The organism is Mesorhizobium sp. PUT5 (assembly GCF_052216645.1).
GTDB lineage: Bacteria > Pseudomonadota > Alphaproteobacteria > Rhizobiales > Rhizobiaceae > Mesorhizobium.
The window spans coordinates 4,170,206-4,193,651 of the sequence record NZ_JBQOSO010000003.1 but is presented as its reverse complement, the minus strand read 5'-3'; the positions used below and the strand labels follow the sequence as shown (position 1 = coordinate 4,193,651).

22 protein-coding genes, 1 tRNA gene and 1 pseudogene are annotated in these 23,446 nt (G+C 66.7%); 11 read left to right on the top strand and 13 right to left on the bottom strand.

The genetic code is table 11. From position 1 onward, the window contains the following. Positions 1 to 6: 6 nt before the first annotated feature. The 8 genes and pseudogenes from ACTDI4_RS22030 to ACTDI4_RS21995 form a co-directional block, all read right to left on the bottom strand. Positions 7 to 1,938, bottom strand: a complete 1,932-nt coding sequence (locus ACTDI4_RS22030) for a hypothetical protein (RefSeq protein WP_442843174.1) — start codon at positions 1,936 to 1,938, stop codon at positions 7 to 9. Between the two features lie 438 nt (positions 1,939 to 2,376). Then, a complete protein-coding gene (locus ACTDI4_RS22025) occupies positions 2,377 to 2,886 on the bottom strand; it encodes a GNAT family N-acetyltransferase (protein WP_442843173.1) in 510 nt (169 codons plus the stop codon). A gap of 148 nt (positions 2,887 to 3,034) precedes the next feature. Beyond that, the gene (locus ACTDI4_RS22020) at positions 3,035 to 3,187 is read right to left on the bottom strand and encodes a type II toxin-antitoxin system TacA family antitoxin (protein ID WP_442843172.1); all 153 of its coding nucleotides are present in this window, start codon (positions 3,185 to 3,187) and stop codon (positions 3,035 to 3,037) included. 315 nt (positions 3,188 to 3,502) lie between these two features. Continuing rightward, positions 3,503 to 3,718, bottom strand: a pseudogene (locus ACTDI4_RS22015) (antitoxin); the annotation flags it as partial. An 83-nt stretch (positions 3,719 to 3,801) separates the two neighbouring features. Beyond that, positions 3,802 to 4,221 carry a type II toxin-antitoxin system VapC family toxin gene (locus ACTDI4_RS22010; RefSeq protein WP_442843171.1) on the bottom strand — a complete coding sequence of 140 codons (420 nt, stop codon included), beginning with the start codon at positions 4,219 to 4,221 and terminating at the stop codon, positions 3,802 to 3,804. A 19-nt stretch (positions 4,222 to 4,240) separates the two neighbouring features. Further along, positions 4,241 to 4,995, bottom strand: a protein-coding gene (locus ACTDI4_RS22005) for an IS5 family transposase (RefSeq protein WP_442843237.1) whose coding sequence is annotated in 2 segments (ribosomal slippage) — positions 4,241 to 4,662 and positions 4,662 to 4,995 — 756 coding nt in all. Because the reading frame shifts where the segments join, the coding sequence is not laid out codon by codon here. Positions 4,996 to 5,066: 71 nt separating this feature from the next. Next, entirely contained in the window at positions 5,067 to 5,366 is a 300-nt protein-coding gene (locus tag ACTDI4_RS22000) for a hypothetical protein (protein WP_442843170.1), read from the bottom strand. A gap of 286 nt (positions 5,367 to 5,652) precedes the next feature. Then, positions 5,653 to 5,727, bottom strand: a tRNA-Gly gene (locus tag ACTDI4_RS21995). A gap of 252 nt (positions 5,728 to 5,979) precedes the next feature. Here ACTDI4_RS21995 and ACTDI4_RS21990 point away from each other — a divergent pair. The 4 genes from ACTDI4_RS21990 to ACTDI4_RS21975 all read left to right on the top strand — a co-directional run bounded on the left by ACTDI4_RS21990 (position 5,980) and on the right by ACTDI4_RS21975 (position 8,498). Next, on the top strand, positions 5,980 to 6,477 hold the full coding sequence (locus ACTDI4_RS21990) for a prolyl-tRNA synthetase associated domain-containing protein (RefSeq protein ID WP_442843169.1): 498 nt from the start codon (positions 5,980 to 5,982) through the stop codon (positions 6,475 to 6,477). Positions 6,478 to 6,589: 112 nt separating this feature from the next. After that, positions 6,590 to 7,561 (top strand): thioredoxin, encoded by a 972-nt coding sequence (trxA, locus tag ACTDI4_RS21985; RefSeq protein ID WP_442843168.1) that lies wholly within the window; start codon positions 6,590 to 6,592, stop codon positions 7,559 to 7,561. A gap of 31 nt (positions 7,562 to 7,592) precedes the next feature. After that, positions 7,593 to 8,264, top strand: a complete 672-nt coding sequence (locus tag ACTDI4_RS21980) for an LON peptidase substrate-binding domain-containing protein (RefSeq protein ID WP_442843167.1) — start codon at positions 7,593 to 7,595, stop codon at positions 8,262 to 8,264. A gap of 21 nt (positions 8,265 to 8,285) precedes the next feature. After that, positions 8,286 to 8,498: a Trm112 family protein gene (locus ACTDI4_RS21975; RefSeq protein WP_442843166.1), complete on the top strand. Its 213-nt coding sequence runs from the start codon at positions 8,286 to 8,288 to the stop codon at positions 8,496 to 8,498. Positions 8,499 to 8,528: 30 nt separating this feature from the next. On the opposite strand, the gene ACTDI4_RS21970 is transcribed toward ACTDI4_RS21975, so the two are convergent. The 3 genes from ACTDI4_RS21970 to ACTDI4_RS21960 are packed head-to-tail and all read right to left on the bottom strand — an operon-like array spanning position 8,529 to position 14,324. Beyond that, the gene (locus tag ACTDI4_RS21970; RefSeq protein ID WP_442843165.1) at positions 8,529 to 11,882 is read right to left on the bottom strand and encodes an error-prone DNA polymerase; all 3,354 of its coding nucleotides are present in this window, start codon (positions 11,880 to 11,882) and stop codon (positions 8,529 to 8,531) included. Then, on the bottom strand, positions 11,879 to 13,435 hold the full coding sequence (locus tag ACTDI4_RS21965) for a Y-family DNA polymerase (RefSeq protein WP_442843429.1): 1,557 nt from the start codon (positions 13,433 to 13,435) through the stop codon (positions 11,879 to 11,881). Before ACTDI4_RS21965 ends, ACTDI4_RS21970 begins: the two co-directional genes overlap by 4 nt. Beyond that, complete coding sequence (locus ACTDI4_RS21960; RefSeq protein ID WP_442843164.1) at positions 13,317 to 14,324, bottom strand: ImuA family protein; 1,008 nt, start codon at positions 14,322 to 14,324, stop codon at positions 13,317 to 13,319. The genes ACTDI4_RS21965 and ACTDI4_RS21960 overlap by 119 nt, the downstream gene beginning before the upstream one ends. Positions 14,325 to 14,762: 438 nt before the next feature. Here ACTDI4_RS21960 and ade point away from each other — a divergent pair, with 438 nt between their 5' ends. Beyond that, complete coding sequence (ade, locus tag ACTDI4_RS21955; protein ID WP_442843163.1) at positions 14,763 to 16,481, top strand: adenine deaminase; 1,719 nt, start codon at positions 14,763 to 14,765, stop codon at positions 16,479 to 16,481. Positions 16,482 to 16,607: 126 nt separating this feature from the next. Further along, positions 16,608 to 17,030: a metallopeptidase family protein gene (locus ACTDI4_RS21950; protein ID WP_442843162.1), complete on the top strand. Its 423-nt coding sequence runs from the start codon at positions 16,608 to 16,610 to the stop codon at positions 17,028 to 17,030. Between the two features lie 25 nt (positions 17,031 to 17,055). Here ACTDI4_RS21950 and ACTDI4_RS21945 read toward each other — a convergent pair whose 3' ends face one another. Continuing rightward, the gene (locus tag ACTDI4_RS21945) at positions 17,056 to 17,265 is read right to left on the bottom strand and encodes a DUF1737 domain-containing protein (protein ID WP_442843161.1); all 210 of its coding nucleotides are present in this window, start codon (positions 17,263 to 17,265) and stop codon (positions 17,056 to 17,058) included. Positions 17,266 to 17,307: 42 nt separating this feature from the next. Then, entirely contained in the window at positions 17,308 to 18,186 is an 879-nt protein-coding gene (locus tag ACTDI4_RS21940) for an HpcH/HpaI aldolase/citrate lyase family protein (protein ID WP_442843160.1), read from the bottom strand. A gap of 94 nt (positions 18,187 to 18,280) precedes the next feature. On the opposite strand from ACTDI4_RS21940, the gene ACTDI4_RS21935 reads away from it, so the two are divergent. The 5 genes from ACTDI4_RS21935 (at position 18,281) to ACTDI4_RS21915 (ending at position 23,241) form a co-directional block, all read left to right on the top strand. Next, on the top strand, positions 18,281 to 19,450 hold the full coding sequence (locus tag ACTDI4_RS21935) for an NAD(P)/FAD-dependent oxidoreductase (RefSeq protein ID WP_442843159.1): 1,170 nt from the start codon (positions 18,281 to 18,283) through the stop codon (positions 19,448 to 19,450). 84 nt (positions 19,451 to 19,534) lie between these two features. Then, positions 19,535 to 20,140: a 3-isopropylmalate dehydratase small subunit gene (gene leuD, locus ACTDI4_RS21930; RefSeq protein ID WP_442843158.1), complete on the top strand. Its 606-nt coding sequence runs from the start codon at positions 19,535 to 19,537 to the stop codon at positions 20,138 to 20,140. Between the two features lie 44 nt (positions 20,141 to 20,184). Then, positions 20,185 to 21,039 carry a hypothetical protein gene (locus ACTDI4_RS21925; RefSeq protein ID WP_442843157.1) on the top strand — a complete coding sequence of 285 codons (855 nt, stop codon included), beginning with the start codon at positions 20,185 to 20,187 and terminating at the stop codon, positions 21,037 to 21,039. A 113-nt stretch (positions 21,040 to 21,152) separates the two neighbouring features. Continuing rightward, entirely contained in the window at positions 21,153 to 22,265 is a 1,113-nt protein-coding gene (gene leuB, locus ACTDI4_RS21920) for a 3-isopropylmalate dehydrogenase (protein ID WP_442843156.1), read from the top strand. A 40-nt stretch (positions 22,266 to 22,305) separates the two neighbouring features. Beyond that, positions 22,306 to 23,241 carry a DMT family transporter gene (locus tag ACTDI4_RS21915; RefSeq protein WP_442843155.1) on the top strand — a complete coding sequence of 312 codons (936 nt, stop codon included), beginning with the start codon at positions 22,306 to 22,308 and terminating at the stop codon, positions 23,239 to 23,241. Positions 23,242 to 23,446 lie beyond the last annotated feature (205 nt).

Sequence of the window (23,446 nt, the reverse complement as noted above, 5' to 3'; positions counted from 1 at the left end):
AGCATTTCAAGGGCGCTGTTCGAGGTTGAGAGCCGAAAGATCAATCATCATTTCGTTCGCTTTAATTTGAACGGCTTTCAGTATGCGTAGCAGGGCATCAGGCCCGCACACTGCTGATCCGAACAGTGTCCAGGCTCCATCCGACGCACCACAGACGGTTCCTACACTCACGCAATGGCGACCTGACAACAATTCACGGTCGTTTCCCAACGGCGAACCACTGTCTCCGATGCCAAGTACGAATTTTTCCGGGTCGCCCGCGCGGCGAGCGAGTTCTTCCACCACTCTGACCTTCGAAGTCGAAGCGGGAACGATATCGAAACTGTGATTGGATCTCAGGCACTTCACGCTGCCATCGGCCAAGTGAGGGCAGGCGGCCAACCTTTCTACGAAATCCTCGATATTCACAACGTCGGTATGGTCGACCGCAATCTGCACTGGGCGTGCTTCTACCTGCACTCCTTCACGAAGGAGACCGGACTCCGTGAGCCAACGGGCGACGGCTGCAATTTTCAGGTCGGCTTGCGGGCGATCCTTCTTCACGTTGACGTCGAGCGTTCTGATATGAGCGCCGTTATAATATCCCATGACGACGTTGGCGTGGAGACGTGGGGGAAAGGCCTCGCGCAGCTTGTCCCCAGCCGATCCCCCACGCCCAGTCGCAAAGCCGACCTGCACTCCACCATCTAGGAGCCTGACCAACTCATCCATGATCTCTGGGGAAGGAGGGCCCAGGCGAGCCTCCCGCGGGGTGTTTGGAACTACCGTTCCATCATAGTCGAGGGCGAGTCCTGCGAAGCTCGCGCCCGCCAGGCCCGAGAGTCTCTCGCGTCCCGCAGCACACAGGGATGTGGATCGTTCGTTGATGGGATCGAAGTGCAACCGCGCAGATGCTTTGTGTCGAACCGATGAAGTCAGATCGCGCGAAAGCGTCTCAAGCGCTGCGTTGTCGTAGATCGTCTCTGCGAACGCACCTCTTCCGGGGCGCCCTGGATCGATTCCGGTTCTCTCTCCGAGGAATTGCACGAAAGAGAGGCCCCACAATATGCCGACCGCGTTCGCCAGTCGGCCGCCGTGATCGAGTTCCATACTTTGCGTCCGTACATCTTCGGGGAGCGCTGCACCGATGGGCTGCCAGACTTCTCCAGTCTCCGAAGTTGTCAAAGCCAGCACAAACATCTTATCGGGATGCTTTGCTGCCCAGACATGGCGGCCATGGGCGAAGTTCCTGAAGTCGGTCCGCTGGACGGGCGCGATGCCCGTTTCCCATAGGGACGTTTCGATTAGCGCTGCAACGGAAGTGATTTGCGGATCATACAGCACGAACAATGCGTCACCCGACCGGAAATCGAAGTTCGCATTCTGTGTCTCGGTTAGAACCTTCGATGCACGCGCCTGGAATTCTTCGATCAAAGCGCTGCGCTGTGGTTGCTCCGCCTTCAAGTCCGAAGCTAAAAGCAATGCCGTGACCATCGCGACCATCGAATGTGTCGCCAGAAAGCCGTCTTTCGGGTCGGCGACAGGCAGCAGAAAAACTTCGGTTTTTTGGTTCTGCATGGCGGCGATGGTGGTTTCGCCCGCTCCGTTGACCGTCAGAAATTGGATCGAACTGGAGTTTGATGCTCGCGCAACGCGGAAGGTTGCTGCAATATCCGGATTGTTCGCTCCAGCACTGAATAACCAGATATCGCAGCCAGACCAATCTTCCATTGACAGGACGAACTGCATGGGCGTCATCACGATCGTCAGGCCCAGTTGTAACGTGGCCCGACAACGTGCGAAGAATTCCGCCACAACAGCCGACCCGCCAGATCCTATAGCTATCGCGAGCCGTCCTTTTCCCTTAGAAAGGGCAGCAGCGATGTCGCTGCAACCTCTCATGCTCACAAGATCGATCGTTTCTGGCAGCCGGCGCACTTTTTCCAAGAATACGGTCATATTTTTCGCCTAATTTCGAACGGACCTGAAACACTTCGACGCCGAAACCGGATCCGACACGACGGTATATAGACAGGCAAATACCGCTGGCCATACTAGATATTTTTGCCAGTTCTAGTGTCCGAAAGGTAACGTTGTCTGTTGTAGGGTCGCAAGCGGTTTTTCCGATTCTCCAACTGAGTGCGAAATCGCCACCGAAAAATCCAGTGAACGAACAGGGTAGCGTGTTCTCTTTATGTTCCAGATAATCGCAGTGCTCAAGCAGGGATTCGTCGGCGATGCGACGCCGCTGACAGGGAAGCGATAATGAGGCACCTGTCGATGCTCAGAAAGCGCGAGCGCAAAGCCGGCTCGATTCCCTCAGGGAACGTCCGCTACCGGGCAACGGAAAGCTCTGCCTGAATGTCCGAGATAAGGGCGCAAATCCGCTGTCGCCACTCACCGTCTGAGCGTTGCCAAAGACACCGCAATATCGGCGATAGAGCGGAACAGCACGAGGGGATCGTCTCGGGATGGGAGGAAACCTCGCCGGCGCCAGAAGGCGGCAGCCTCGTCATCGACCGCGTTGACCATGAGCGCGCGACCGCCGACGAGGCTGGCTGCATGAACGCAGCGCTCGAGTGCATGTTTCAGGAGACCGGTACCAATCCCGCGTCCGGCCCAGTTGATATCGGTGGCAAGCTGGCCTAGCAGCAGGCAGGGAACAGGATCTGGCGGCTGGCCGGTACGAATAGAGCGTAGCAGCACGTTCGGAACGACGGCCGTAGGCGCAAGACTATAGTATCCGGGGACATGGCCAACTTCATGAACGACCGGGACGGCTGTAAAGCCCTTCTCCTGATTGGAAAGGGCGCGGGTCCTGAGCCAATGGTCCAGCGTCGGCTTTCCGCAGCTGAATTCCGAAACGTCGTGAGCCGCAGTGAGCGGCTCGGGCGCCGAGTTCGCCACGATCTAGCGCTTGGCCGTATAGCCGGTTCCTACGGGGCCGGACGCTTTGCCACTTCCACAATTTCGGGCACCGACGTTCCCGGCTCGGACAATGCAGCCATGAATTCGGCGAAGCCTTCCGGGCTCATCCGGATGAGCCCGTTCTCCATCAGCCATCCTCTGCCGCACGTACGGCCGCGTCGCGCATGAAATCCGTACGCGATCGACCTCTTAGGCCGGCGGCACGATCGATCATCGCGATGTCAGCCTCGGGCAGACGCATCGAGATCGGATGTTCCTTACGTCCAACTGTGGTAGCCATTGCGTTCTCCTATTGAAAATAGAATAGTGTGTCGTAGTCTATGCAATACAAAAGCCGTCCCCAGCTAACCTAAGGGCGTCAATGGTCGTAGCCATCTATGAGCTCCCATTTCGTCGGAACGTTTGCGCTCGGTTATTTCCACGGCTGCGGGATGAAACCGATACGGCTGCGATAGACGCCGAAGTAGAACTTATGGGCAGCGACAGAAGAGACGATCAGCGAACCCGTCTCTGTGGATTCGACCCGGTGCAGAAGCGCTTCCGAACGGCGCCTCACCAGCGCGGGGCACCGCGTTGGTGTCGAGGATCCGACAAATCATTGAAACGCTCGGTTAAGATCGAGACGATGCTGTCGTTGGGCCGCTCCCTGCGTCCGCCGTGAGTCGGGACTGAAGCCCCGGTCGATCGCCGCGCGCAGCGAGGCCCAGCGTCCGGCCACACCGGCCTTCGGGCGCAGGATCACGGCATCGCCTTCGCGCGTAACCTCGAGCTCGCCTACGGTGAAGCGGAAATCCTTTGGCAGCCGGACGGCCTGGGAGTTGCCGCAGCCGGACTGGAAGACCTTGTCACATGGGCATGACGACCACCCGGCGGATAGGACTTTTCACGCCGCCGTTAGCGGAACGGGTTGATGAACTTGACGCCAGCGAGATCCTTCCCGTTAGCCGTGACGACAACGCAGTTATTAGCTGCAGCCACTGCGGGAATGATCGTTTCGAGCGCGTTTCTAGGCCGGCCAGTGGCATTCCCGTCTGCCATAAAGCGTGCCCAGATCAGTGCCGCAGCTTCATCGAAGGCAAGGACCCGCCCGGCGAAGAGGGCCAGCGGCCCCTCAGGTCCGACAAACCAGTCTTCAAGCTCGTCGCGACGTTTGCCCGCAGGCTTTTCGAGGATGCCGCGACGAATCTCGGCCACCGTGAGGGAAGCGATGAAGAGATCGGCATCATCCTGCTCGGCCATCCACGTGAGAAGCGTCGGCGATGGCGAAGGCTTCGTAGCATTACTGATGATGTCCGTGTCGAGCAGATAGCGCATTAGGCTCAGGACTCGTTGATCAGAGCCAGAAGATTACGGCTGCTGCGATACAGATGGCGGACATGAAGGTGTGGGCGCAGCGGTCATAGCGGGTGTGGATGCGGCGCCAGTCCTTGAGCCTGCCGAACATGTTCTCGATCTTGTGGCGACGGCGGTAGAGGACGGTGTCGTGCGGGATCGGCACGTTGCGGTTGGCTCTGGACGGGATGCAGGCGGCGATGCCTCGATCGGCCAGGGCCGTGCGGAACCAGTCGGCGTCGTAGCCCTTGTCGCCGAGCAAGGCTGCGGCTTTCGGGAAAGCATCGATCATCAGCGCCGCGCCTTTGTAGTCGCTCATCTGCCCTTCGCTGAGCAGCATGATGAGCGGTCGACCAAGACCATCGCACACAGCATGCAGCTTGGAGTTCAGGCCGCCCCTGGTTCGCCCGATGCGTCGGGGAACAGCCCCTTTTTAAGCAGGCTTGCGGCCGTTCGATGCGCCTTCAAATGGGTGGCGTCGATCATCAGTTGATCGGGCTTGCCGCCTTTTGCCGCCAATTCGGCAAATATCCGGTTGAAGACGCCGAGCCGGCTCCAGCGGATGAAGCGGTTGTAGATCGTCTTGTGGGGACCGTATTCCCGGGGCGCGTCACGCCACCGCAGCCCGTTCCTGATCACGAAGATGATGCCACTGACGATCCGACGATCATCGACCCTCGGCACACCGTGAGACCGTGGAAAATGTCGCTCGATCCGTCGCATCTGCGCGTCCGACAGCCAGATCAAATCACTCATTGCAGCGCCTCCTCGCGCCACAATGAATCAACTGATCGTCACATCCGCAACCATTTTAATAGGTCCTGAACCTAGATGTCTATCTCGCGACCCTCTTCGCGAGGGTGCTTGAGATCGAGGTCGGCGCCGACCAGTGGGGAACGACGCAGCGCGGCCAGAATGTTCCCCTTCTTCGAGCCGTCGACGGCCATGCTCTTGCTGACGGCAGAACGGAGCCGGGAGGCTTCGGGGGTGTCCTCGGTGAGACGCTTGGCGAGCGATCGGATAAGGTCACGATCGGAGTCGCGGCCGAGCACCTCGAAGCGCACAAGGCCCTTCTCGCTGAGGCGCGAGCGATAGTTCTGAATTGCGCGGCGCTGCGAGCTTTCCATGGTTGATCTCCGGCTATATTGCCAGTAATATAACCAGAGAAATCGAAGCGCGCAACGTCGCGTTGCCGCGCGAAGGCGGCGGAACGCTGGGAGTCGAATCGGTGGTTGATTCGCGGAAGAGAGTGGAACGGCAGGGTCCTGGCGGGTCGCCGATTGTGCGCTGCGGCACGCTGGAATTTGCTTCCCGGTGCTTCCCCCCTGCTTCCCCGCTTTGCGAAGATGGGCCGGGGAAGCAAAAAACGCCCCGAAGGGCGCTTTCTAATTGCTTGATTTCCCTAAGGAAATTTGGAGCGGGCGAAGGGATTCGAACCCTCGACCCCAACCTTGGCAAGGTTGTGCTCTACCCCTGAGCTACACCCGCTCGCGCGGCACCGGCAACCGGCGCCGCAAGCCGCGCCTATATGGCCGAAGAGAGCCGCGATTGCAACAGGGAATTTTTGCCTTTTTTCGCCGCCTGCCGCCGGACACGCAGACGGCCGGCGGCGGCGGCGTTGCCGGGCGCGGGACAAAAAACGGCGCCTGCCGAAATGTCCCCGCCGGCGGCGCTGCGGCCTTGTCTTCGGCCGCGCATTGGCCATAAACGGGCGCTGCCGGCTGCACGAGGGGAGACATCATGGCGAAAACCGAAGCGGAGCTTCTGGCGTTCCTGGGCGAACTCGGCATCGAGGTGGAGACCCGGCGGCACGCGCCGCTGTTCACCGTCGCCGATTCGCAGGCGCTGCGCGGCGAGATCGCCGGCGGGCACACCAAGAACCTGTTCCTGAAGGACAAGAAGGACAATTATTTCCTCGTCACCGTCGACGAGGAGGCGGTCGTCGACCTCAAGCAGATCCATCATCTGATCGGCGCGGCCAGCCGCGTCTCCTTCGGCAAGCCGGAAATGCTGATGGAGCTGCTCGGCGTCATCCCCGGCGCGGTGACGGTGTTCGGCCTCGTCAACGACACGCAGGGCCGGGTCAAGGCGGTGCTGGACGCGGCGCTCATGGAAAACGCCGTCATCAACGCCCATCCCCTCACCAACGAGGCGACAAGCTCGATCGCCGCGCCCGACCTGTTGAAATTCATCGAGGCAACGGGCCATCATCCTGTTATCTTGAAAGTCTCGGCGTGATCGCCACATTGGGGGCGGGCCGGGGCGCCCTGCGGCGCGCGCGGGCGGCGGAGCGAACGGCAGGAGCCGGCAAGACGGAACCGGCAAGACAGGGTTCACGAAGGGTGACGAGATGAACGACCAAAACCCGTTCGGCGGCATGGGCGGCCAGTATGACACCACCGTGCAGTACGGCACGCCGCAGCAGGGCGAGGCCGGCGGCGCGGGCGCCGGCGCCGACTTGATCAAGGACACCACGACCGCCAAATTCGCCGCCGACGTGATCCAGGAATCGCGCCGCCAGCCGGTCCTGGTGGATTTCTGGGCGCCCTGGTGCGGCCCCTGCAAGCAGCTCGCGCCGCTGCTGGAAAAGGCGGTCCAGGCGGCCGGCGGCCGGGTGCGGCTGGTCAAGATGAACATCGACGAGCATCCCGCCATTGCCGGCCAGCTCGGCATCCAGTCCATTCCAGCCGTCATCGCCTTCAAGGACGGCCAGCCGGTCGACGGCTTCATGGGCGCGATTCCCGAAAGCCAGATCGCCGAATTCATCCACCGGATCGGCGGCGACGACCCGAAGGCGCAGATCGCCGAAGCGCTGGCCGCCGCGCAGGAGGCCGCCGCCGCGGGCGACGCGCAGACTGCGGCCGACATCTACGAAGCCATCCTGCAGCAGGCGCCCGACACTCTCGACGCCATCGAGGGGCTGGCGACGCTGCGCTTCGAGGCCGGCGACGTCGAGGCCGCGAACGCCGTGCTGGCGCGGCTGCCCGAAGGCGCCAAGGAAACGGCCGGGCTGGCGGCGCTGCGGGCCCGGATGGCGCTGGCCGCGCAGGCCGGCGGGCTGGGCGACGTGGCCGAGCTTGAGCGCCGCGTGGCCGAGAATCCGAAGGACCATCAGGCCCGCTTCGACCTGGCCATGGCGCAGAACGCCGGCGGCGAGCGCGACAAGGCGGCCGACAATCTGCTGGCCATCGTCAAGGCCGACCGCAACTGGAACGACGACGGCGCGCGCGCGCAACTGCTGCAGCTTTTCGAGGCCTGGGGCATGGCCGACGAGGCGACGCTTTCGGCGCGGCGCAAGCTGTCGTCGCTGCTGTTTTCCTGAACGGCCGGTAGCGAAAGGCGGAAAGGAACGCATGCAGGCTGGAAATGCCCACTACAGGAGCGAGGCGGACCTGCCGTCGACGGTCTGCATGTTCCCGCTGGCGGGGGCGCTGCTTCTGCCGGGCGGCCGCATGCCGCTCAACATATTCGAGCCGCGCTACCTGCAGATGCTGGACCATGCGGTGGCCGGCGAGCGCCTGCTCGGCATCGTCCAGCCCGCGCTGGACGGCGCGCTGCGCGCCGATGGCGAGCCGGAGCTGTGCGCGGTGGGCTGCCTCGGGCGCATCACCTCCTTCTCCGAGACCGGCGACGGGCGCTATCTGATCTCGCTGCAGGGCGTGTGCCGGTTCCGCATCGTGCAGGAGGTCGCGGTCAAAACGCCGTTCCGGCAATGCCGCGTCGCGCCGTTCCTGACCGATCTGGAAGAGGACCCGGCCATGGCAGAGGTCGACCGGCCGGCGCTGCTGAAGGCGTTTCGCGCCTATCTGAAGGCCAACGAGCTGGAGGCGGACTGGGAAAGCGTCAGCCGCGCCGACAACGCCATGCTGGTCAACGCGCTGTCGATGATGGCGCCCTACGGACCGGCGGAAAAGCAGGCATTGCTCGAGGCGCCGGACCTCAAGGCCCGCGCCGAAACGCTGATCGCCATCACCGAGATGGCGCTGGCGCGCGCGAACGAGGATTTCGGCACGAGCCTGCAGTAGCGCGGCCGCCCGAGGGGAGCGATGACGGAAAAGCGTGACGGCAACGAGCGCACGGTCAACCCGAAGCTGCTGGAGCTGCTGGCCTGCCCGCTGACCAAGGGGCCGCTGACCTGGGACGCCGAGCGCGGCGAACTGGTCTCGCGCGTGGCGCGGCTGGCCTATCCGGTGCGGGACGGCATTCCCATCATGCTGCCCTCCGAGGCGCGGTCGCTTGCGGCCGGCGAGGATGGCTGACGAAGGGCCCGGCGGCGGCGCGGCCGCCGCTCACTGGAAATTGCGGCCCTTCGGCATCACGCTCTGCGCGGCGCGGGCGGCGCGGCGTTTCGCGTTCTGCGCCTGCCGGTCCGGCGCCTCTTGATCCCGCGCAGCCGGCGCCTCTTCCAGCAGCGCCGCCAGCCAGGGCGAAAGGTCCTCGATGCGCTCGGCGACGATGTGGATGACGCCCGATTCGGCCTGCAGCCTGCCGGTGACGCTGACGAAGCGCGCGCCCATGACCACCGGCCGATAGCGGTCGAAGACGCGCGGCCAGAAGATCACGTTGGCGATGGCCTTCTCGTCCTCCAGCGTGAGGAAGATGGCGTTGCCCTTGCCCGGCCGCTGCCGCACCAGCACCAGGCCGGCGACGGTGACGCGCCTGCCATCGGCCACGGCGGGCAGCGCCGCATTCGGCACGACGCCCAGCCGGCCGAGCCGCGGCCGCAGGAAGCCGACCGGATGCGCCTTGAGCGAAAGGCCGAGCGCGCGGTAGTCGTGCACGACATGCTCGCCCGGCCGCATGCGCGGCAGCGGCGCGGCGGGCTCGGCGTCGATCGGGCCCAGGCCGGGCCGGTCGAACAGCGGCAGCGCCGCGGCCGCGCTGCCGGCATCGAGCGCGCGCACCGCCCACAAGGCCTCGCGCCGGCCGAGCCCCAGCGAGCGGAAGGCGTCGGCCTCGGCCAGCCGCTCGATCTCGTCGCGGTCGAGCCCCGAGCGCAGCCACATGTCGCGCACGCTATCGTAGCCGGCGCCGCGCCGCCGCACGAAGGCCTCCATCTTCTCCTCGGCAAGGCCCCTGACCTGCCGGAACCCGAGGCGGACGGCGCGGCGGGTGAGGATGACGCCGCGCATGCCGGCATGGCGCGCGACGATGCGGCCGGGATCGAAGGCGGCTTCCTCCAGCGTGCAGTCCCAGGAGGAATGGTTGACGTCGACCGGGCGCACCTCCACGCCATGGTCGCGGGCGTCGCGCACGAGCTGCGCCGGCTGGTAGAAGCCCATGGGCTGCGAGTTCAGGATCGCGGCGCAGAAGACGTCGGGATAGAAGGTCTTGAACCAGCAAGAGGCATAGACCAGCAGGGCGAAGGAGGCGGCATGGCTTTCGGGGAAGCCGTATTCGCCGAAACCCTCGATCTGCTTGAAGCAGCGCTCGGCGAATTCCCTCGGATAGCCTCTTTCGGCCATGCCCTCGACCATTCTGTCCTTATAGTTCTTGACGGTCCCGGTGCGCCTGAAGGTCGCCATGGCACGGCGCAATTCGTCGGCCTCGCCCGGCGAGAAACCGCCGGCCACGATGGCGATCTTCATCGCCTGCTCCTGAAAGAGCGGAACGCCCAGCGTCTTGCCGAGGATCTCCTTCAGTTCCGGCTTGTGATATTCGACCTTTTCCTTTTCTTCGCGGCGGCGCAGATAGGGATGCACCATGTCGCCCTGGATCGGGCCGGGGCGCACGATCGCCACCTCGATGACGAGATCGTAGAAGTCCCTCGGCTTCAGCCGCGGCAGCATCGACATCTGGGCGCGCGATTCGATCTGGAAGACGCCCAGCGTGTCGGCCCGGCAGATCATGTCGTAGACGTGGCGGTTCCCCTCCCTGATCGTCGCCAGGGCCAGCGGCCGGCCATGGGGGTCGCGCACCTGGTAGTGCTTCTCCAGAAGCTGGAAGGCGCGTTTCAGGCAGGTCAGCATGCCGAGCGCCAGCACGTCGACCTTCAATATGCCGACGGCGTCGAGATCGTCCTTGTCCCATTCCACCATCTTGCGTTCGTCCATCGCCGTCTTGACGATGGGCACGATCTCGTCGAGCCGGTCCCGGGTGATGACGAAACCGCCCACATGCTGCGACAGGTGGCGGGGGCATTCCATCGCCACGAGTTCGTTGGCGCGGGCAATCACATGCGCGGCCAGGGGATCGGCCCCGGCGAGGCCACCGGCCTGCGCTTCCCTGGCACCGAGCTTCGAAGAGCGCACGCCCCAGATGGAGCTTGAGAGCGCACCTTGTACGTCCTGCGACAGGCCCATGGCCTTCGACACCTCGCGCAATGCTGAACGTGCCCGGTAGCTGATCACCGCGCAGGCCAGTGCGGTGTGCTTTTCCTTATATTTCTCATAGATATAGGCGATGACCTCGTCGCGGCGCTCGTGCTCGAAGTCGACGTCGATGTCGGGCGGCTCGTTGCGCTCTTCGGAGATGAAGCGCTCGAACAGCGTGTCGATCCGCTCCGGCCCCACCGAAGTGATGCCGAGGAGGTAGCAGACCACCGAATTGGCGGCGGAGCCCCGGCCCTGGCAAAGGATGCCCTTGCTGCGGGCAAACTGGACGATGTCGTGCACCGTCAGGAAATAGCGCGCGTAACCCATGCGCTCGATCAGATCCAGCTCCTGCCTGACCCGCGCCGAAACGGCCTGCGGCACGCCCGCCGGGTAGCGTTCGGCCGCCCCCTCCCAGGACAGCCGCTCAAGCTCCTGCTGCGGGGTCGCGCCGTCGCGTGTCGGCTCGTCGGGATAATTGTGGCTGAGCTCGCCGAGCGAGAAGGACAGCGTTTCGGCGAAGCGTTGCGTCTCGGCGAGCGCTTCCGGCTGGCGGCGGAACAGGCGCGCCATCTCGGCCGCCGGCTTCATGTGGCGCTCGGCGTTGGCGGCCAGCTCCAGCCCGGCCTGCGCGACCGTGACGTTGAGCCGGATCGCCGTCAGCACGTCCTGCAGCGGCCGCCGCCCGGCGGCATGGTAGAGCACGTCGTTGGTGGCCATGAGCGGCAGGCCGGCCGCGGCGGCCATGCTTGCTGCCTGGGCGAGGCGGAAGCGGTCGTCGCCGCGATAGCGGGGCGCTGCGGCCAGCCACAGGCCTTTGCCGAAGCGGTCCCTGAGGCGGGAAAGCAGGGCAAGCGTGTCCCGCGCCGGCGCCGTGAGCTCGGGCAGGATCGCCAGCGACATGCCGTCTCCCCAGTCCAGCAGGTCGTCGAGGCGGACGAGCGGCGCGCCCTTCTCGCTTTCCTCGCGCAGGTTGGCCTGCGTCAGCAGGCGGCACAGATGCCCCCAGCCCCTGCGGTCGCGCGGATAGGCGAGCACGTCCGGCGTGCCGTCGGCGAAGGCCAGCCGGCAGCCGGGATGATAGTCGAGGCGCGCCGCCGCCGTTTCCTCCGAGAGCTTGATGTGTTTCGACTGGCTCCAGGCGCGGACCACGCCGGCCACCGTGTTGCGGTCGGCCAGGCCCATGCCGGCATGGCCGAGGGCGCAGGCGGCCACGACCAGTTCCTCCGGATTGGAGGCGCCGCGCAGCAGCGAAAAACTCGACTGCACGCCGAACTCGACGTAAGGCGGCGCAGCCGTGGAGGCCGAAAGGGTGCTCAAAAGGGCGCTCATGGGAAGATGCCGTGCAGGAACCAGCGCGGCGAGGGCTTCCCGGCCTCGTGCAGGCCCTGGCGATAGAGCCAGTAGCGGCGGCCCTCGACATCCTCGACGCGGTAATAGTCGCGGGTCGGCGCCTGCGCGCCCTCCGCGTCCAGCCACCATTCCGGCGCGATGCGCTCCGGCCCCTCGGCACGGGCGACGCGATGCAGCGCGCGGCGCCAGCGGAAGCGCAGCGGCGGTCCTTCCGGCATCTCGGTGGCCGGCACCTCGATCGGCTCGGGCGCGCGGAACAGGCGCACCGGCCGCTCCGGCTGCGGCACCGGCACCGGCCGCGGAACCCGGATGCGGTCGCGCCTGTCGGCCGGGTGCGGCTTGCGCAAAGGGGCCTCCTGCTGCACGGTCCGGGCGAAGGGCAGGAGCGCGACCGCGCGCTCGGGCAGATGGCTTTCGACCGCGACGGGCCGCAGCAGCGCGCCTTCGCCCAGCCGGGCCCGCACCCGGTCGGCGAAGATGGCCAGGTCCTCTTCCTCCTGCGCGGCCGTGTCGGCCAGGTCGGCCTGGGCAAGCGCGAAGGGCGCGGCCGCCAGCACCGACAGCCGCACGAGGTCGAAGCCGTAGCCGGCATCGAAGTCTTCGGCGATGGCGGCGAGCTTCTCGTGGAACAGCCGCCGTATCAGCGCGGGGTCGCGCAGCGGCCGCGAGGTGCCGACGGCGATGCGGTTGACGGCGCCGTCGACCCGGAACAGCGCCAGCGCCAGCCCTCTCGCCCCCTCGCCGCGCCGCTCCAGGTCGAGCCTGAGCGTCGAGGCCAGCATCTGCGTCAGCGCCTCGACGTCTTCCGTCAGCGTGACCGGCTCGGCAAGCTGGCGCTCTACCGACAGCGGGGGCGCCGGCAGGCGCGGCGACACGGCCTCGTCGAGGCGGCCGAGCGCCTGGTCGAGGCGCAGGAGCAGGCCCGCGCCGAAGCGGCGGGCCAGCGGGGCGCGCGGCATGGCCATCACCGCGCCGGCCGTGCGCAGGCCCACGCTCTCCAGCCGGCCGCGCGTCTGCGCCCCGATGCGCAGCGCCGCCAGCGGCAGCGGCGACAAAAGCGCCTCCTCCCCGCCGGGGGCGACCAGGTGGCGGCCGCGGAAACGCGCCGCCGCCCAGGCCGCGCCCGTCGTCGAGGCGATGGCGGCCCGCACCTCGAAGCCCTGGTGGAAGAAGCGGGCCAGCATGTCGTCCAGCATCGCCCGCTCGCCGCCGAACAGCGCCGTGCAGCCGGTGACGTCGAGGAACAATGCGTCCTCGCCGTCCAGCGCCACCAGCGGCGTGTAGCGGTCGCACCAGTCGGCCAGGCCTTCCAGCAGGCGCCGGTCAGCGGCGGGGTCGGCCTCGACGACATCCAGGCCCGGATGCATGGCGCGCGCATCCGCCAGGCCCATGCCGCGCCTCAGGCCGAGCGCCTCAGCCTTCTCGTCCAGCGCGGCGATATGGCGGGCGTTGTTCTCCTGGCGGCCGAGAACCAGAGGCGCGTGCGGCGAGGGCCGGGAACGCCACGACCTTCCCAGGCGCTGCCGCAGCACCCTTTCCGTGGCCAGATAGGGAAACCACAGCGACAGGATCCTCTGTCCGGCCTTGCGCGGCGCTTCTTTCGCGGAATTGGTGCTCATCGGGGTTCCACTCCAGGATGAATCGGCCCGGCAGGGCGGCGGGGCACTTGTCGACGGTGACGGTGAAGGCGGGCTGCCCGATCGAGCCGGCGAGCGGCCCGGCCAGGGTGTTGCGCGCCGCCGCCGGCGCCGGCGAGACGAGGAGGCGCACAGGCGCGGCGGTGGGCTCGGCTTGCGCCGCCTGGCGCAAAAGCAGCACTGGACGTCCCGCCGCCTGCGCCCGCCGGTGCAGCCGGCGCGTGGCGGTGAGGTCGAGCCGGCCGCAATTGCCGCGCATCTCCAGCACCACGGCCGAAAGCGTGGTCAGGGCCGCCGCCTCCTCGGCCACCCACAGCGCGTCCGCCAGCTTCGGCGCCTCGCAAAGCAGCAGCCGCTCCGGCGCGATGCCGAACGGCGCGCCAAGCCCGGCGGCATGCGGAAAACCGGCCTCGCGGAAAATCTCGGCGGTGCCGACCCACAGCACCGGCGCGGCGTTTTCCGCCCGCTCGTTTTCCGCCCGCTCCAGGAGCAGCCCGGTCAGCGCCAGGGCGAAGCCGGCGACGGCGCCAGCATCGCGCGTCTGGCCGCCATGCACCTCCGTCAGCGCCGCCCGCACCAGCCCGCCGCCGAGCAGGGCGTCGAGCCGGCCCGCGCCCGTGCGCAGCCGCGCGCGGGCCGCCGTGTCCGGCAGGCCGGCCAGTGCATTTGCGGGCGCATTAGCGGGCCCGGGCGCCTCCAGGCGCTCGGGCAGCGTGCCCTCGATGCTCGCGATTTTCCGGCGCAGGGCCAAAAGGGTTTCCCGCGCCACGGCGCTGCTCGCCATGACGGTCCGGCTTTCTATATGTTCCCGTTATGTTCTTATGGATTCCAGAGCCGGCCCGGAGAGTCAAGCAAGACTTTTAGGATTTTTTTCTCACGCCGGGCGGACGGCGTTTCCTCGCCCCCGAGGATGGCGGGGACATACCCCCTCTCCGCCTCGCTGCGCTCGGCACCTCTCCCCCTTAAAAGGGGAGACGCCAGGGTTGCGGCCAGCGTATTTTCTTCCCCCACGGGGCCAGGGGAGAAAAGGGAGCGAAGCAAACCGTAAACTCCGCCATCTCCGGAGGGCAAGCTCCCGTCGGCCCGTCCGGATGACCGGGCCATGACCATCCTGCGGCAAAATCATCAAACCGGTCGCGCCGGCCTGCCGAATGCGGCATGATCCGTGCCGAGGGTGCGCCGGAACACGGGCGGCAGGACAGGAACGGGAAAGCGGGTCGAGATGGGTGCAGCGGACAAAGGCGTTTCGGTTGAGCGGATGATCGACCAGGGGGCGGGCAGGGAGCCGGCCGACCTGGTGCTGAAGGGCGGGCGCTTCCTCGACCTGGTCACCGGCGCGCTGGTGGAGGGCGACATCGCCGTCTGCGGCGACCGTATCGTCGGCACCTGCGCGGCCTATGGCGGCGTCCGCGAGATCGACATCGCTGGCCGCATCGTGGTGCCGGGCTTCATCGACACGCATCTGCACATCGAATCCTCGCTGGTCACGCCGCACGAGTTCGACCGCTGCGTCCTGCCGCTCGGCATCACCACGGCGATCTGCGACCCGCACGAGATCGCCAATGTGCTCGGCGCCGAGGGCATCCGCTTCTTCCTCGACAGCGTCGCCGAGACGGTCATGGACATCCGGGTGCAGCTTTCGAGCTGCGTGCCGGCCACGCATCTGGAGACGTCGGGCGCGGAGCTGCGCATCGACGATCTTCTGCCGTTTGCCGGCCACCCCAAGGTGATCGGGCTGGCCGAGTTCATGAACTTCCCCGGCGTGCTGGCCAAGGACCCGGTCTGCATGGCCAAGCTGGAGGCCTTCCAGGGCCGCCACATAGACGGCCATGCGCCGCTGCTGTCGGGCTACGGGCTGAACGGCTATCTCGCCGCCGGCATCCGCACCGAGCACGAGGCGACGACGGCGGCCGAAGCGCTGGAGAAGCTCGCCAAGGGCATGCATGTGCTGGTGCGCGAGGGCTCGGTGTCGAAGGACCTGGCGGCGCTGCTGCCCGTCATCACCGAGCGCAACTCGCCTTTCATCGCGCTGTGCACCGACGACCGCAACCCGCTCGACATCGCCGAGCAGGGCCATCTGGATTACATGATCCGCACGGCGATCGCCGCCGGGGCGGAGCCGCTGGCCGTCTATCGCGCCGCCTCGATCTCGGGCGCGCGCGCCTTCGGGCTTGCCGACCGCGGGCTGGTGGCGCCGGGGTGGCGGGCCGACCTGGCGGTGCTCGACAGCCTGGAAGGCTGCCATGCCGAGTTCGTGATCTCGGCCGGCCGCGTGGTGGACGACCAATTGTTCGCCGCCCGCCGCAGGGTCGAGCCGGTCGGCCGCCACAGCGTCAGGGCGCGGCCGGTGACGGCGGCGGATTTCCGCGTGCCGGCGCGCAACGCCGCCACCACGCCGGTGATCGGCGTCACCTCGGGCCGCATCGTCACCGAGCGGCTGGACCTGTCGCTGCCGGTGCGCGACGGCGCCTTTGCCGTCGATCCCGACCGCGACGTGGTCAAGGCCGCGGTGGTGGAACGGCACGGAAAGAACGGCAATGTCGCGGCCGGCTTCGTCCACGGTTTCGGGCTGAAGGCCGGGGCGATCGCCTCCACGGTCGGCCACGACAGCCACAATATCTGCGCCGTCGGCGTCAGCGACGCCGACATCGCGGCGGCGGTGGCGCGGCTCAGCGAGATCGAGGGCGGCTTCGTGGTGGTGCGGGACGGCAAGGTGCTGGCCGAGATCGCGCTGCCGATCGCCGGGCTGATGAGCCTCGAGCCTTACGAGAAGGTGCGCGCAAGGCTGCACGATCTGCGCCAGGCCGCCGCCGCGCTCGGCTCGCAGTTGCAGGAGCCGTTCCTGCAGCTCGCCTTCCTGCCGCTGCCGGTCATCCCGCACCTCAAGCTCACCGACAAGGGCATGGTCGATGTCGACCGCTTCGAGCTGATCGACGGGTGAAGCCGGACCCGGCGGTCTTTTGCGCCCCCGAAAAGCGGCTTTTCCGGTGCCGGCAGGCTTGTTTTCCGGCTTCAATTGCCGAGGGGCGCGCAAAAGCCTATATGCCGCGGGAAAGAAGGACGAAGCATGGCCCGCATCTACAAGACCCGCACCTGGCACGGCGAACTCTCACCCTCCCTGGAGGAGATGGAACTGCTGGCGCTGGAGGCCTATGCGCATCTGCCGGAGGAATTCCGCACGCTGACCGGCGAGATCGTCATCCAGGTCACCGAATTCCCCACCGACGAGATCATGGACGACCTGGCGCTGGAGACGCCCTTCGACCTGCTCGGCCTGTTCGAGGGCCGCGGCATCGCCGAGCGCTGGAACCCAGCCACCGGCGAGGGCCCCAACCGCATCACGCTCTACCGCCGCGCCATCCTCGACTACTGGGCCGAGAACGAGGAGACGCTGGGCGACATCGTCACCCATGTGCTGATCCACGAGATCGGCCACCATTTCGGCCTGTCGGACGACGACATGGAGCGCATCGAGGCGGCGGCGGAATAACGGCCGCGCCTTACCGCTCAGCCCTTTACCAGTCGCTCAGCTTCGTCTCGTCCGCCACATAGTCCTGGCCTTCGACGTCCTTCACCACGGCCTGTCCGCAGCGCATGGCCTGTTCGTTCCCGTCAAAGGCGTAGGTCGGCGAGCCGTAGAGGTGCCAGCCCTTATTCAGCGCCGCCGTCACCTTGTGGCAGAAGCTGGCGTCGTCGACGGCGGCGAGAAAACGGTAAAGTCGCATGGGTGGTCCCCCAGGTGGAAATCGCGGTCGGGATCGCGCAGATCATGCCCCGATGCCGGCCGCCTTCGCCAGCAGTTTTTTGGCCTGCGCCAGATGCAGGCGCTCCACCATCCTGCCGCCGAGCGCGATCACGCCCTTGCCAGCGTTTTCCGGCCGGGCGAAGGCCTCGCTTATGGCGCGGGCCTCGGCCAGCGCCGCCTCGGAGGGCGAAAACGCCGCATTGGCCGCCTCGATCTGGGCGGGGTGGATCAGCGTCTTGCCGTCGAAGCCCATGGCGGCCGCCTCTGCGCATTCCCGGGCAAAGCCCTCCGCGTCGCGAAAATCATTGTAGACGCCGTCGAGCAGGTCGAGCCCGCCGGCACGCGCGGCCAGCACCATCTGCATCAGCCAGGGCAGGAAATAGCGGCGGTCCGGGGTGACGGCCACGCCGGTGTCCTTGGCCAGGTCGTTCGTTCCGGCCACGAAACAGGCCAGTCGGGAGGCGGGGTCGCGGCCCAGCTCGGCGATGGCGCCGATGTTCATCAGCGCCTTCGGCGTCTCGATCATGGCCCACAGCGCAATGTTCCCGGCACTGTCCGCCGCGTCCAGCGCGTCGCCGGCCTCCAGCACGTCGCGCGCAGTGTCCACCTTGGGCAGCAGGATGGCGTCCGGCCGGGCGCGGATCGCCGCGTCGAGGTCGTCGGCGCCCCACTCGCCCGACAGCGCGTTGACGCGCACCACCATCTCGGCGCGGGGCGGGCGGGCGGCCAGGATGCCGGCCAGCTTCGCCCGCGCCGCCGCTTTCTCGCCCGGCGCCACCGCGTCCTCCAGGTCGATGATGACGGCGTCGCATGAAAGCTGGCCGAGCTTGGCCAGCGCCTTGTCGTTGGAAGCGGGCACGTAGAGCACGGAGCGGCGGCGCGGGGGAACAAGTTCGGTCATCTGGTCTTCTTGCCCGGCCCGGCTGGCCCTTGCAAGAGCTTGCGGCAAGATGGCGAAAGCTGCTTTGATCCATTCCTGAACCGGGACCAGCTTCATGGCGCAATACGACATCGTCATCATCGGCGGGGCCATCGTCGGCTCCTCAGTCGCCTATCACCTGCGCAAGGAAGGCTTTTCCGGCACCGTCGCGCTGGTCGAGCGCGACCCGCAATTCACCCATTCGGCCACGACGCTGTCGGCCGCCTCCATCCGCCAGCAATTCTCGATCGCGCAAAACATCCGCCTGTCGCAGTTTACGCTCGGCCTGTTCCGCAACCTGAAGGCCGAGTTCGGCGAGGATGCCGACATCGGCTTCCGCGAGGGCGGCTACCTGATCCTGGCCAGCGAGGAGGGCCTGCCGGTGCTCCGGGCCAACCACGAGGTGCAACTGGCCGAAGGGGCCGACATCGTGCTGGAGGACGCGGCGGCGCTGGCCCGGCGCTTCGCCTGGCTCTCGCCCGAGGGCATCGCCGGCGGCACCTATGGCGTGAGCGGCGAGGGCTGGTTCGACGCGCATGCCTATCTGCACCTGTTCCGCAGGGCGCTGCGCACCATGCAGGTGGATTTCGTCACCGCTTCCGCCGCCGCCATCGAGCGGCAGGGCGACAAGGTGACCTCCGTCACCCTCGACAATGGCGAGCGGCTGGAAGCCGGCATCGTCGTCAACGCGGCCGGGCCGAATGCCGGCAGGGTCGCGGCGCTTGCCGGCATCGAGCTGCCGGTGGAGCCGCGCAAGCGCAACGTCTTCGTGTTCGAGGCGCGCGAGCGCTACGACGACATGCCGCTGCTGGTCGATCCGTCCGGCATCTATGTGCGGCCGGAAGGCTCGGTCTACATCACCGGCGGGGCCGAGAGCGAGGAGAGCGAGCAGGCCGCCGACCCCGCCGATTTCGAGCCCGACTGGGGCCTGTTCGAGAACGAGATCTGGCCGGTGCTGGCCACGCGCATCCCCGCCTTCGAGGCGATCAAGATGACGCGCGCCTGGGTCGGCCACTACGACTACAACGTGCTCGACCAGAACGCGGTGATCGGCCCGCACCCGGATGTGAGGAATTTCCTCTTCGCCAACGGCTTTTCCGGCCACGGCCTGCAGCAGGCGCCGGCGGTGGGCCGGGCGCTGGCCGAACTCGTCGTCCATGGCGGCTGGCGCAGCATCGACTGCTCGGCCTTCGGCTACGAGCGCATCGCGCAGGGCAGGCCCTTCCGCGAGCTCAACGTCATCTGAAGGCGGGCGCCCTTTGATTTCGGCGCCCGTTTGTGTAAACGGGAATGCAGCGAAATCCCTGCAAACCAGAAGACGGGCCAGGCCATGGACAAGTTCACCAAGCTCACCGGGATCGCGGCGCCCCTGCCGATCGTCAATGTCGACACCGACATGATCATCCCCAAGGACTACCTCAAGACGATCAAGCGCACCGGGCTCGGCACGGGCCTGTTCGCCGAGATGCGCTACAATGAGGACGGTTCGGAGAACCCGGACTTCGTGCTCAACAAGCCGGCCTACCGCAAGGCGCAGATCCTGGTGGCGGGCGACAATTTCGGCTGCGGCTCGAGCCGCGAACATGCACCGTGGGCGCTGCTCGACTTCGGCATCCGCTGCGTGATCTCGACCTCGTTCGCCGACATCTTCTACAACAACTGCTTCAAGAACGGCATCCTGCCGATCACGGTCAGCCCCGAGGACCTGGAAAAGCTGCTGGACGACGCCTCGCGCGGCGCCAACGCCACCATCTCGGTCGACCTGGAGGCCAAGGAGATCCGCGGGCCGGACGGCGGCGTCATCACCTTCGACCTGGACGACTTCAAGCGGCACTGCCTGCTCAACGGCCTCGACGACATCGGCCTGACCATGGAAAAGGCCGGCTCCATCGCCAGCTTCGAGAAGAAGAACGCCGAAAGCCGCCCCTGGGCCTGAGGGGCTCATGGCGCCCGCAAGCCTTCCCTGAAAAGGAGGATGCCGTGACGCATTCGCCTCTGTTCGCCTGCTGTGCGCTGTCGCTGCTGCTTGTGTCGGCGGGGGCAGGGCTTGCGCAGGAGGATGGCGCGGCGCCGCAGGCGCCTATCGCGTTTGCCGGCGGCCAGTTCACCATCACCCAGGCCGAGGACTACGGCGAGAAGACGCTTTCCTTCGACGGCAGGGAAATCGCGAAGAACTACGTCGTCTATTTCGACAGGATCGCCCGTGTCGGCGGCACGGACGTGGCGCTCTTCGACGTCGGCGACGGCGGCAACGCCTGCGGCCCGGCCAAGGTGATGGTCTGGAAGCCGGAGGGCGGCCAGATCGAGAGCGCCAGCATCGGCCAGGACGATTGCGGGGCGCCGCCGGCGGCGGTCGGCGACGAAGCCATCTATTTCGTGCCCTGGCTGATGGCGGGCGATACCGCCCCGGTGAAGAGATGGTCGCCCGAGACCGGCTTCCAGACGGCCGGCAATCTGACCTTCGCGCCCGAGCCCGGCACCGGCTGGAAGGATGTCGACGCCTCGAAATACGACAGCATCGTCGATTCCTTCCGCAACGAGGCGGTCTACGATGCGGCCGCCCGGATGCTCGGCCATCGCCTGGCCGAGGTGACGACCAGCCTGCTGGTCAGCGCGGGCACCGAAAAGACCCCGTCCGGCATCATCTACGCTTCCGGCTGCGTGCCGCACGATTGCGGCGGCAATGACGGTTTCATGGCCATCGACGCCAAGGGCGGAAAACTCTATTTCGCGCGCCAGGCCGGCAAGCCCCAGCCGGAAGCCTGGCCGGCATTGAAGCAATGGCCGGCGGAGCTGCGCGAGGCCATGAAGAAGGCGTTCGCTCCCCCGCAATAGGTTTCGCGCCGCAAGGCGGAGCGCTTCCGGAAAATCCGGACCGTTTCGGCTTGCGCGTGGCGCGCGCGGCGGCTAGCAAGGCCGCGGTTGTCAAAAATCCTCGGGAAACACTCATGACCACGAAAAAGCTCTTCCTGCTCCCCGGCGACGGCATCGGCCCCGAGGCCATGGCAGAGGTGAAAAAACTCATCGCGGTCCTGAACGAGCGTTTCGGCGCCGGTTTCGAGACGGACGAAGGGCTGGTGGGCGGCTCGGCCTATGACGCGCATGGCCAGGCGATCTCGGAAGCCGACATGGAAAAGGCGCTCGCGGCCGACGCCGTGCTGTTCGGCGCCGTCGGCGGCCCGAAATGGGATGCCGTGCCCTACGAGGTGCGCCCCGAGGCCGGGCTGCTGCGCCTGCGCAAGGACCTTGCGCTGTTCGCCAATCTGCGCCCCGCCATCTGCTATCCGGCGCTGGCCGAGTCCTCCTCGCTGAAGAAGGAGGTGGTCGAGGGCCTCGACATCCTGATCGTGCGCGAACTCACAGGCGGCGTCTATTTCGGCGAGCCCAAGCAGATCACCGACCTCGGCAACGGCCAGAAGCGCGCCGTCGACACGCAGGTCTACGACACGTTCGAGATCGAGCGCATCTCGGGCGTCGCCTTCGAGCTGGCGCGCACGCGCAAGAACCACGTCACCTCGATGGAAAAGCGCAACGTCATGAAGTCGGGCGTGCTTTGGAACGAGGTGGTCACCGCCACCCACAAGGCCAAATATGCCGACGTGAAGCTCGACCACATGCTGGCCGATGCCGGCGGCATGCAGCTCGTGCGCTGGCCCAAGCAGTTCGACGTCATCGTCACCGACAATCTGTTCGGCGACATGCTGTCGGACGTTGCCGCCATGCTCACCGGCTCGCTCGGCATGCTGCCTTCGGCCTCGCTCGGCGCGCCGGACGCGGTGACCGGCAAGCGCAAGGCGCTCTACGAGCCGGTGCACGGCTCCGCCCCCGACATCGCCGGCCAGGGCATGGCCAACCCGATCGCCATGATCGCGTCGTTTGCCATGTGCCTGCGCTATTCCTTCAACATGGTGGCCGAGGCCGACCGCCTCGAGGCCGCGATCGCCGCGGTGCTGGAGGAGGGCCTGCGCACCAGGGACATCATGTCGGCAGGCAAGCAGGAAGTCGGCACCGTGGCGATGGGCGACGCCATCATCGCCAGATACGTGGCGCTCTCGGCCTGACCACCCGGCCGCTACCCCACGGAACCAATACCGGAAGGGCTTGCGGCAGGACCATGCCAGACGATCAGTCCTCGACGGGGCCGGCCAGACCGTGACCACCCAGCCTTCTCCTTCCGTGCTGCTGGGCCTTGCCCTGATGGCGGCGGCGATGCTGCTCGTGCCCACCATCGACGGCATCGCCAAGGCGCTGAGCGCCGCGCATTCGCCGCTCTACATAAGCTGGGCGCGCTATGCCTTCTCCTGCGTCTTCGTGCTGCCCTGGGCGATCGGGCGCCGGGGCAGGCATTTCCTGCCGCGCGAGCAGCTTCCCGCGCATGCCCTGCGCACCTTCTTCGCCGCGGCCTCGATGTGCTGCTTCTTCGCGGCGATCGCATTCTCGCCGCTGGCCGACGTGACCAGCGCCTATTTCGTCGGCCCGATCCTGGCGGCGGTCCTGTCGGTGGCGCTGCTGGGCGAGGCCATGACGCTGCGAAAGCTGGCGGCGCTGACCTTCGGCTTTCTCGGCGCCGTCATCGTGGTCAACCCGGCCGGCGGCCTGAACGCCGGCCTGCTGCTGGGGGTCGCCGCCGGCGCGCTCTTTGCCCTGTACATCGTCGCCACGCGCAAGGCCTCCCGCGCCAGCGATCCGGTCAGCACGCTGGCCTTCCAGTGCCTGTTCGGGTCTGCGATCCTTGCGCCGCTGGCCGCCTGGAACTGGTCGCTGCCCACCGGGCAGGAACTGGGCCTGCTGCTGCTGATGGGGGCGATCTCGGCGGCGTGCCATTTCATGACCATCAGCGCCTTCCGCCATGCGGAGGCCTCGGTGCTCGCGCCGCTGTCCTATCTCGAACTGCTGGGGTCCGTCATCGTCGGCTATCTGGCGTTCGGCGACCTGCCCGGCGCGCGGATCGGGGCAGGCGCGGCCCTGATCGTCGCCGGCGGGCTGATCCTGGTGCAGCGCCGCAGCAATGCGAAGGCCGCCAGCGCAATCCATTGATTCCTCGGCCATTGACTCTTCGGGCGGTTCGCGCGATATGCCGCGCGTGACGGAGCTTTCCATGCGCGCGTTGTCTGTGGCTTCTATGGCGAAGAGCGCTTCCGGCCTTGTGCCGGAGCGGGATTTCGCGCGCGCCCGCTTCACCAAAACCCCGGCCAAAAAAACGACCACTACGGTCTGACTTCCCTTGGCCTGCTCACCCTCT

Coding starts and splice junctions, on each gene's coding strand:
- ACTDI4_RS21940 (WP_442843160.1), bottom strand. CDS start 18,186: ATGACCGAACTTGTTCCCCCGCGCCGCCGCTCCGTGCTCTACGTGCCC.
- ACTDI4_RS21960 (WP_442843164.1), bottom strand. CDS start 14,324: ATGGCGAGCAGCGCCGTGGCGCGGGAAACCCTTTTGGCCCTGCGCCGG.
- ACTDI4_RS22010 (WP_442843171.1), bottom strand. CDS start 4,221: ATGCGCTATCTGCTCGACACGGACATCATCAGTAATGCTACGAAGCCT.
- ACTDI4_RS21935 (WP_442843159.1), top strand. CDS start 18,281: ATGGCGCAATACGACATCGTCATCATCGGCGGGGCCATCGTCGGCTCC.
- leuD (WP_442843158.1), top strand. CDS start 19,535: ATGGACAAGTTCACCAAGCTCACCGGGATCGCGGCGCCCCTGCCGATC.
- ACTDI4_RS22020 (WP_442843172.1), bottom strand. CDS start 3,187: ATGGCTACCACAGTTGGACGTAAGGAACATCCGATCTCGATGCGTCTG.
- ACTDI4_RS21950 (WP_442843162.1), top strand. CDS start 16,608: ATGGCCCGCATCTACAAGACCCGCACCTGGCACGGCGAACTCTCACCC.
- ACTDI4_RS22030 (WP_442843174.1), bottom strand. CDS start 1,938: ATGACCGTATTCTTGGAAAAAGTGCGCCGGCTGCCAGAAACGATCGAT.
- ACTDI4_RS21975 (WP_442843166.1), top strand. CDS start 8,286: ATGACGGAAAAGCGTGACGGCAACGAGCGCACGGTCAACCCGAAGCTG.
- ACTDI4_RS21990 (WP_442843169.1), top strand. CDS start 5,980: ATGGCGAAAACCGAAGCGGAGCTTCTGGCGTTCCTGGGCGAACTCGGC.
- ade (WP_442843163.1), top strand. CDS start 14,763: ATGGGTGCAGCGGACAAAGGCGTTTCGGTTGAGCGGATGATCGACCAG.
- ACTDI4_RS22000 (WP_442843170.1), bottom strand. CDS start 5,366: ATGGAAAGCTCGCAGCGCCGCGCAATTCAGAACTATCGCTCGCGCCTC.
- ACTDI4_RS21945 (WP_442843161.1), bottom strand. CDS start 17,265: ATGCGACTTTACCGTTTTCTCGCCGCCGTCGACGACGCCAGCTTCTGC.
- trxA (WP_442843168.1), top strand. CDS start 6,590: ATGAACGACCAAAACCCGTTCGGCGGCATGGGCGGCCAGTATGACACC.
- ACTDI4_RS21980 (WP_442843167.1), top strand. CDS start 7,593: ATGCAGGCTGGAAATGCCCACTACAGGAGCGAGGCGGACCTGCCGTCG.
- ACTDI4_RS21970 (WP_442843165.1), bottom strand. CDS start 11,882: ATGAGCGCCCTTTTGAGCACCCTTTCGGCCTCCACGGCTGCGCCGCCT.
- leuB (WP_442843156.1), top strand. CDS start 21,153: ATGACCACGAAAAAGCTCTTCCTGCTCCCCGGCGACGGCATCGGCCCC.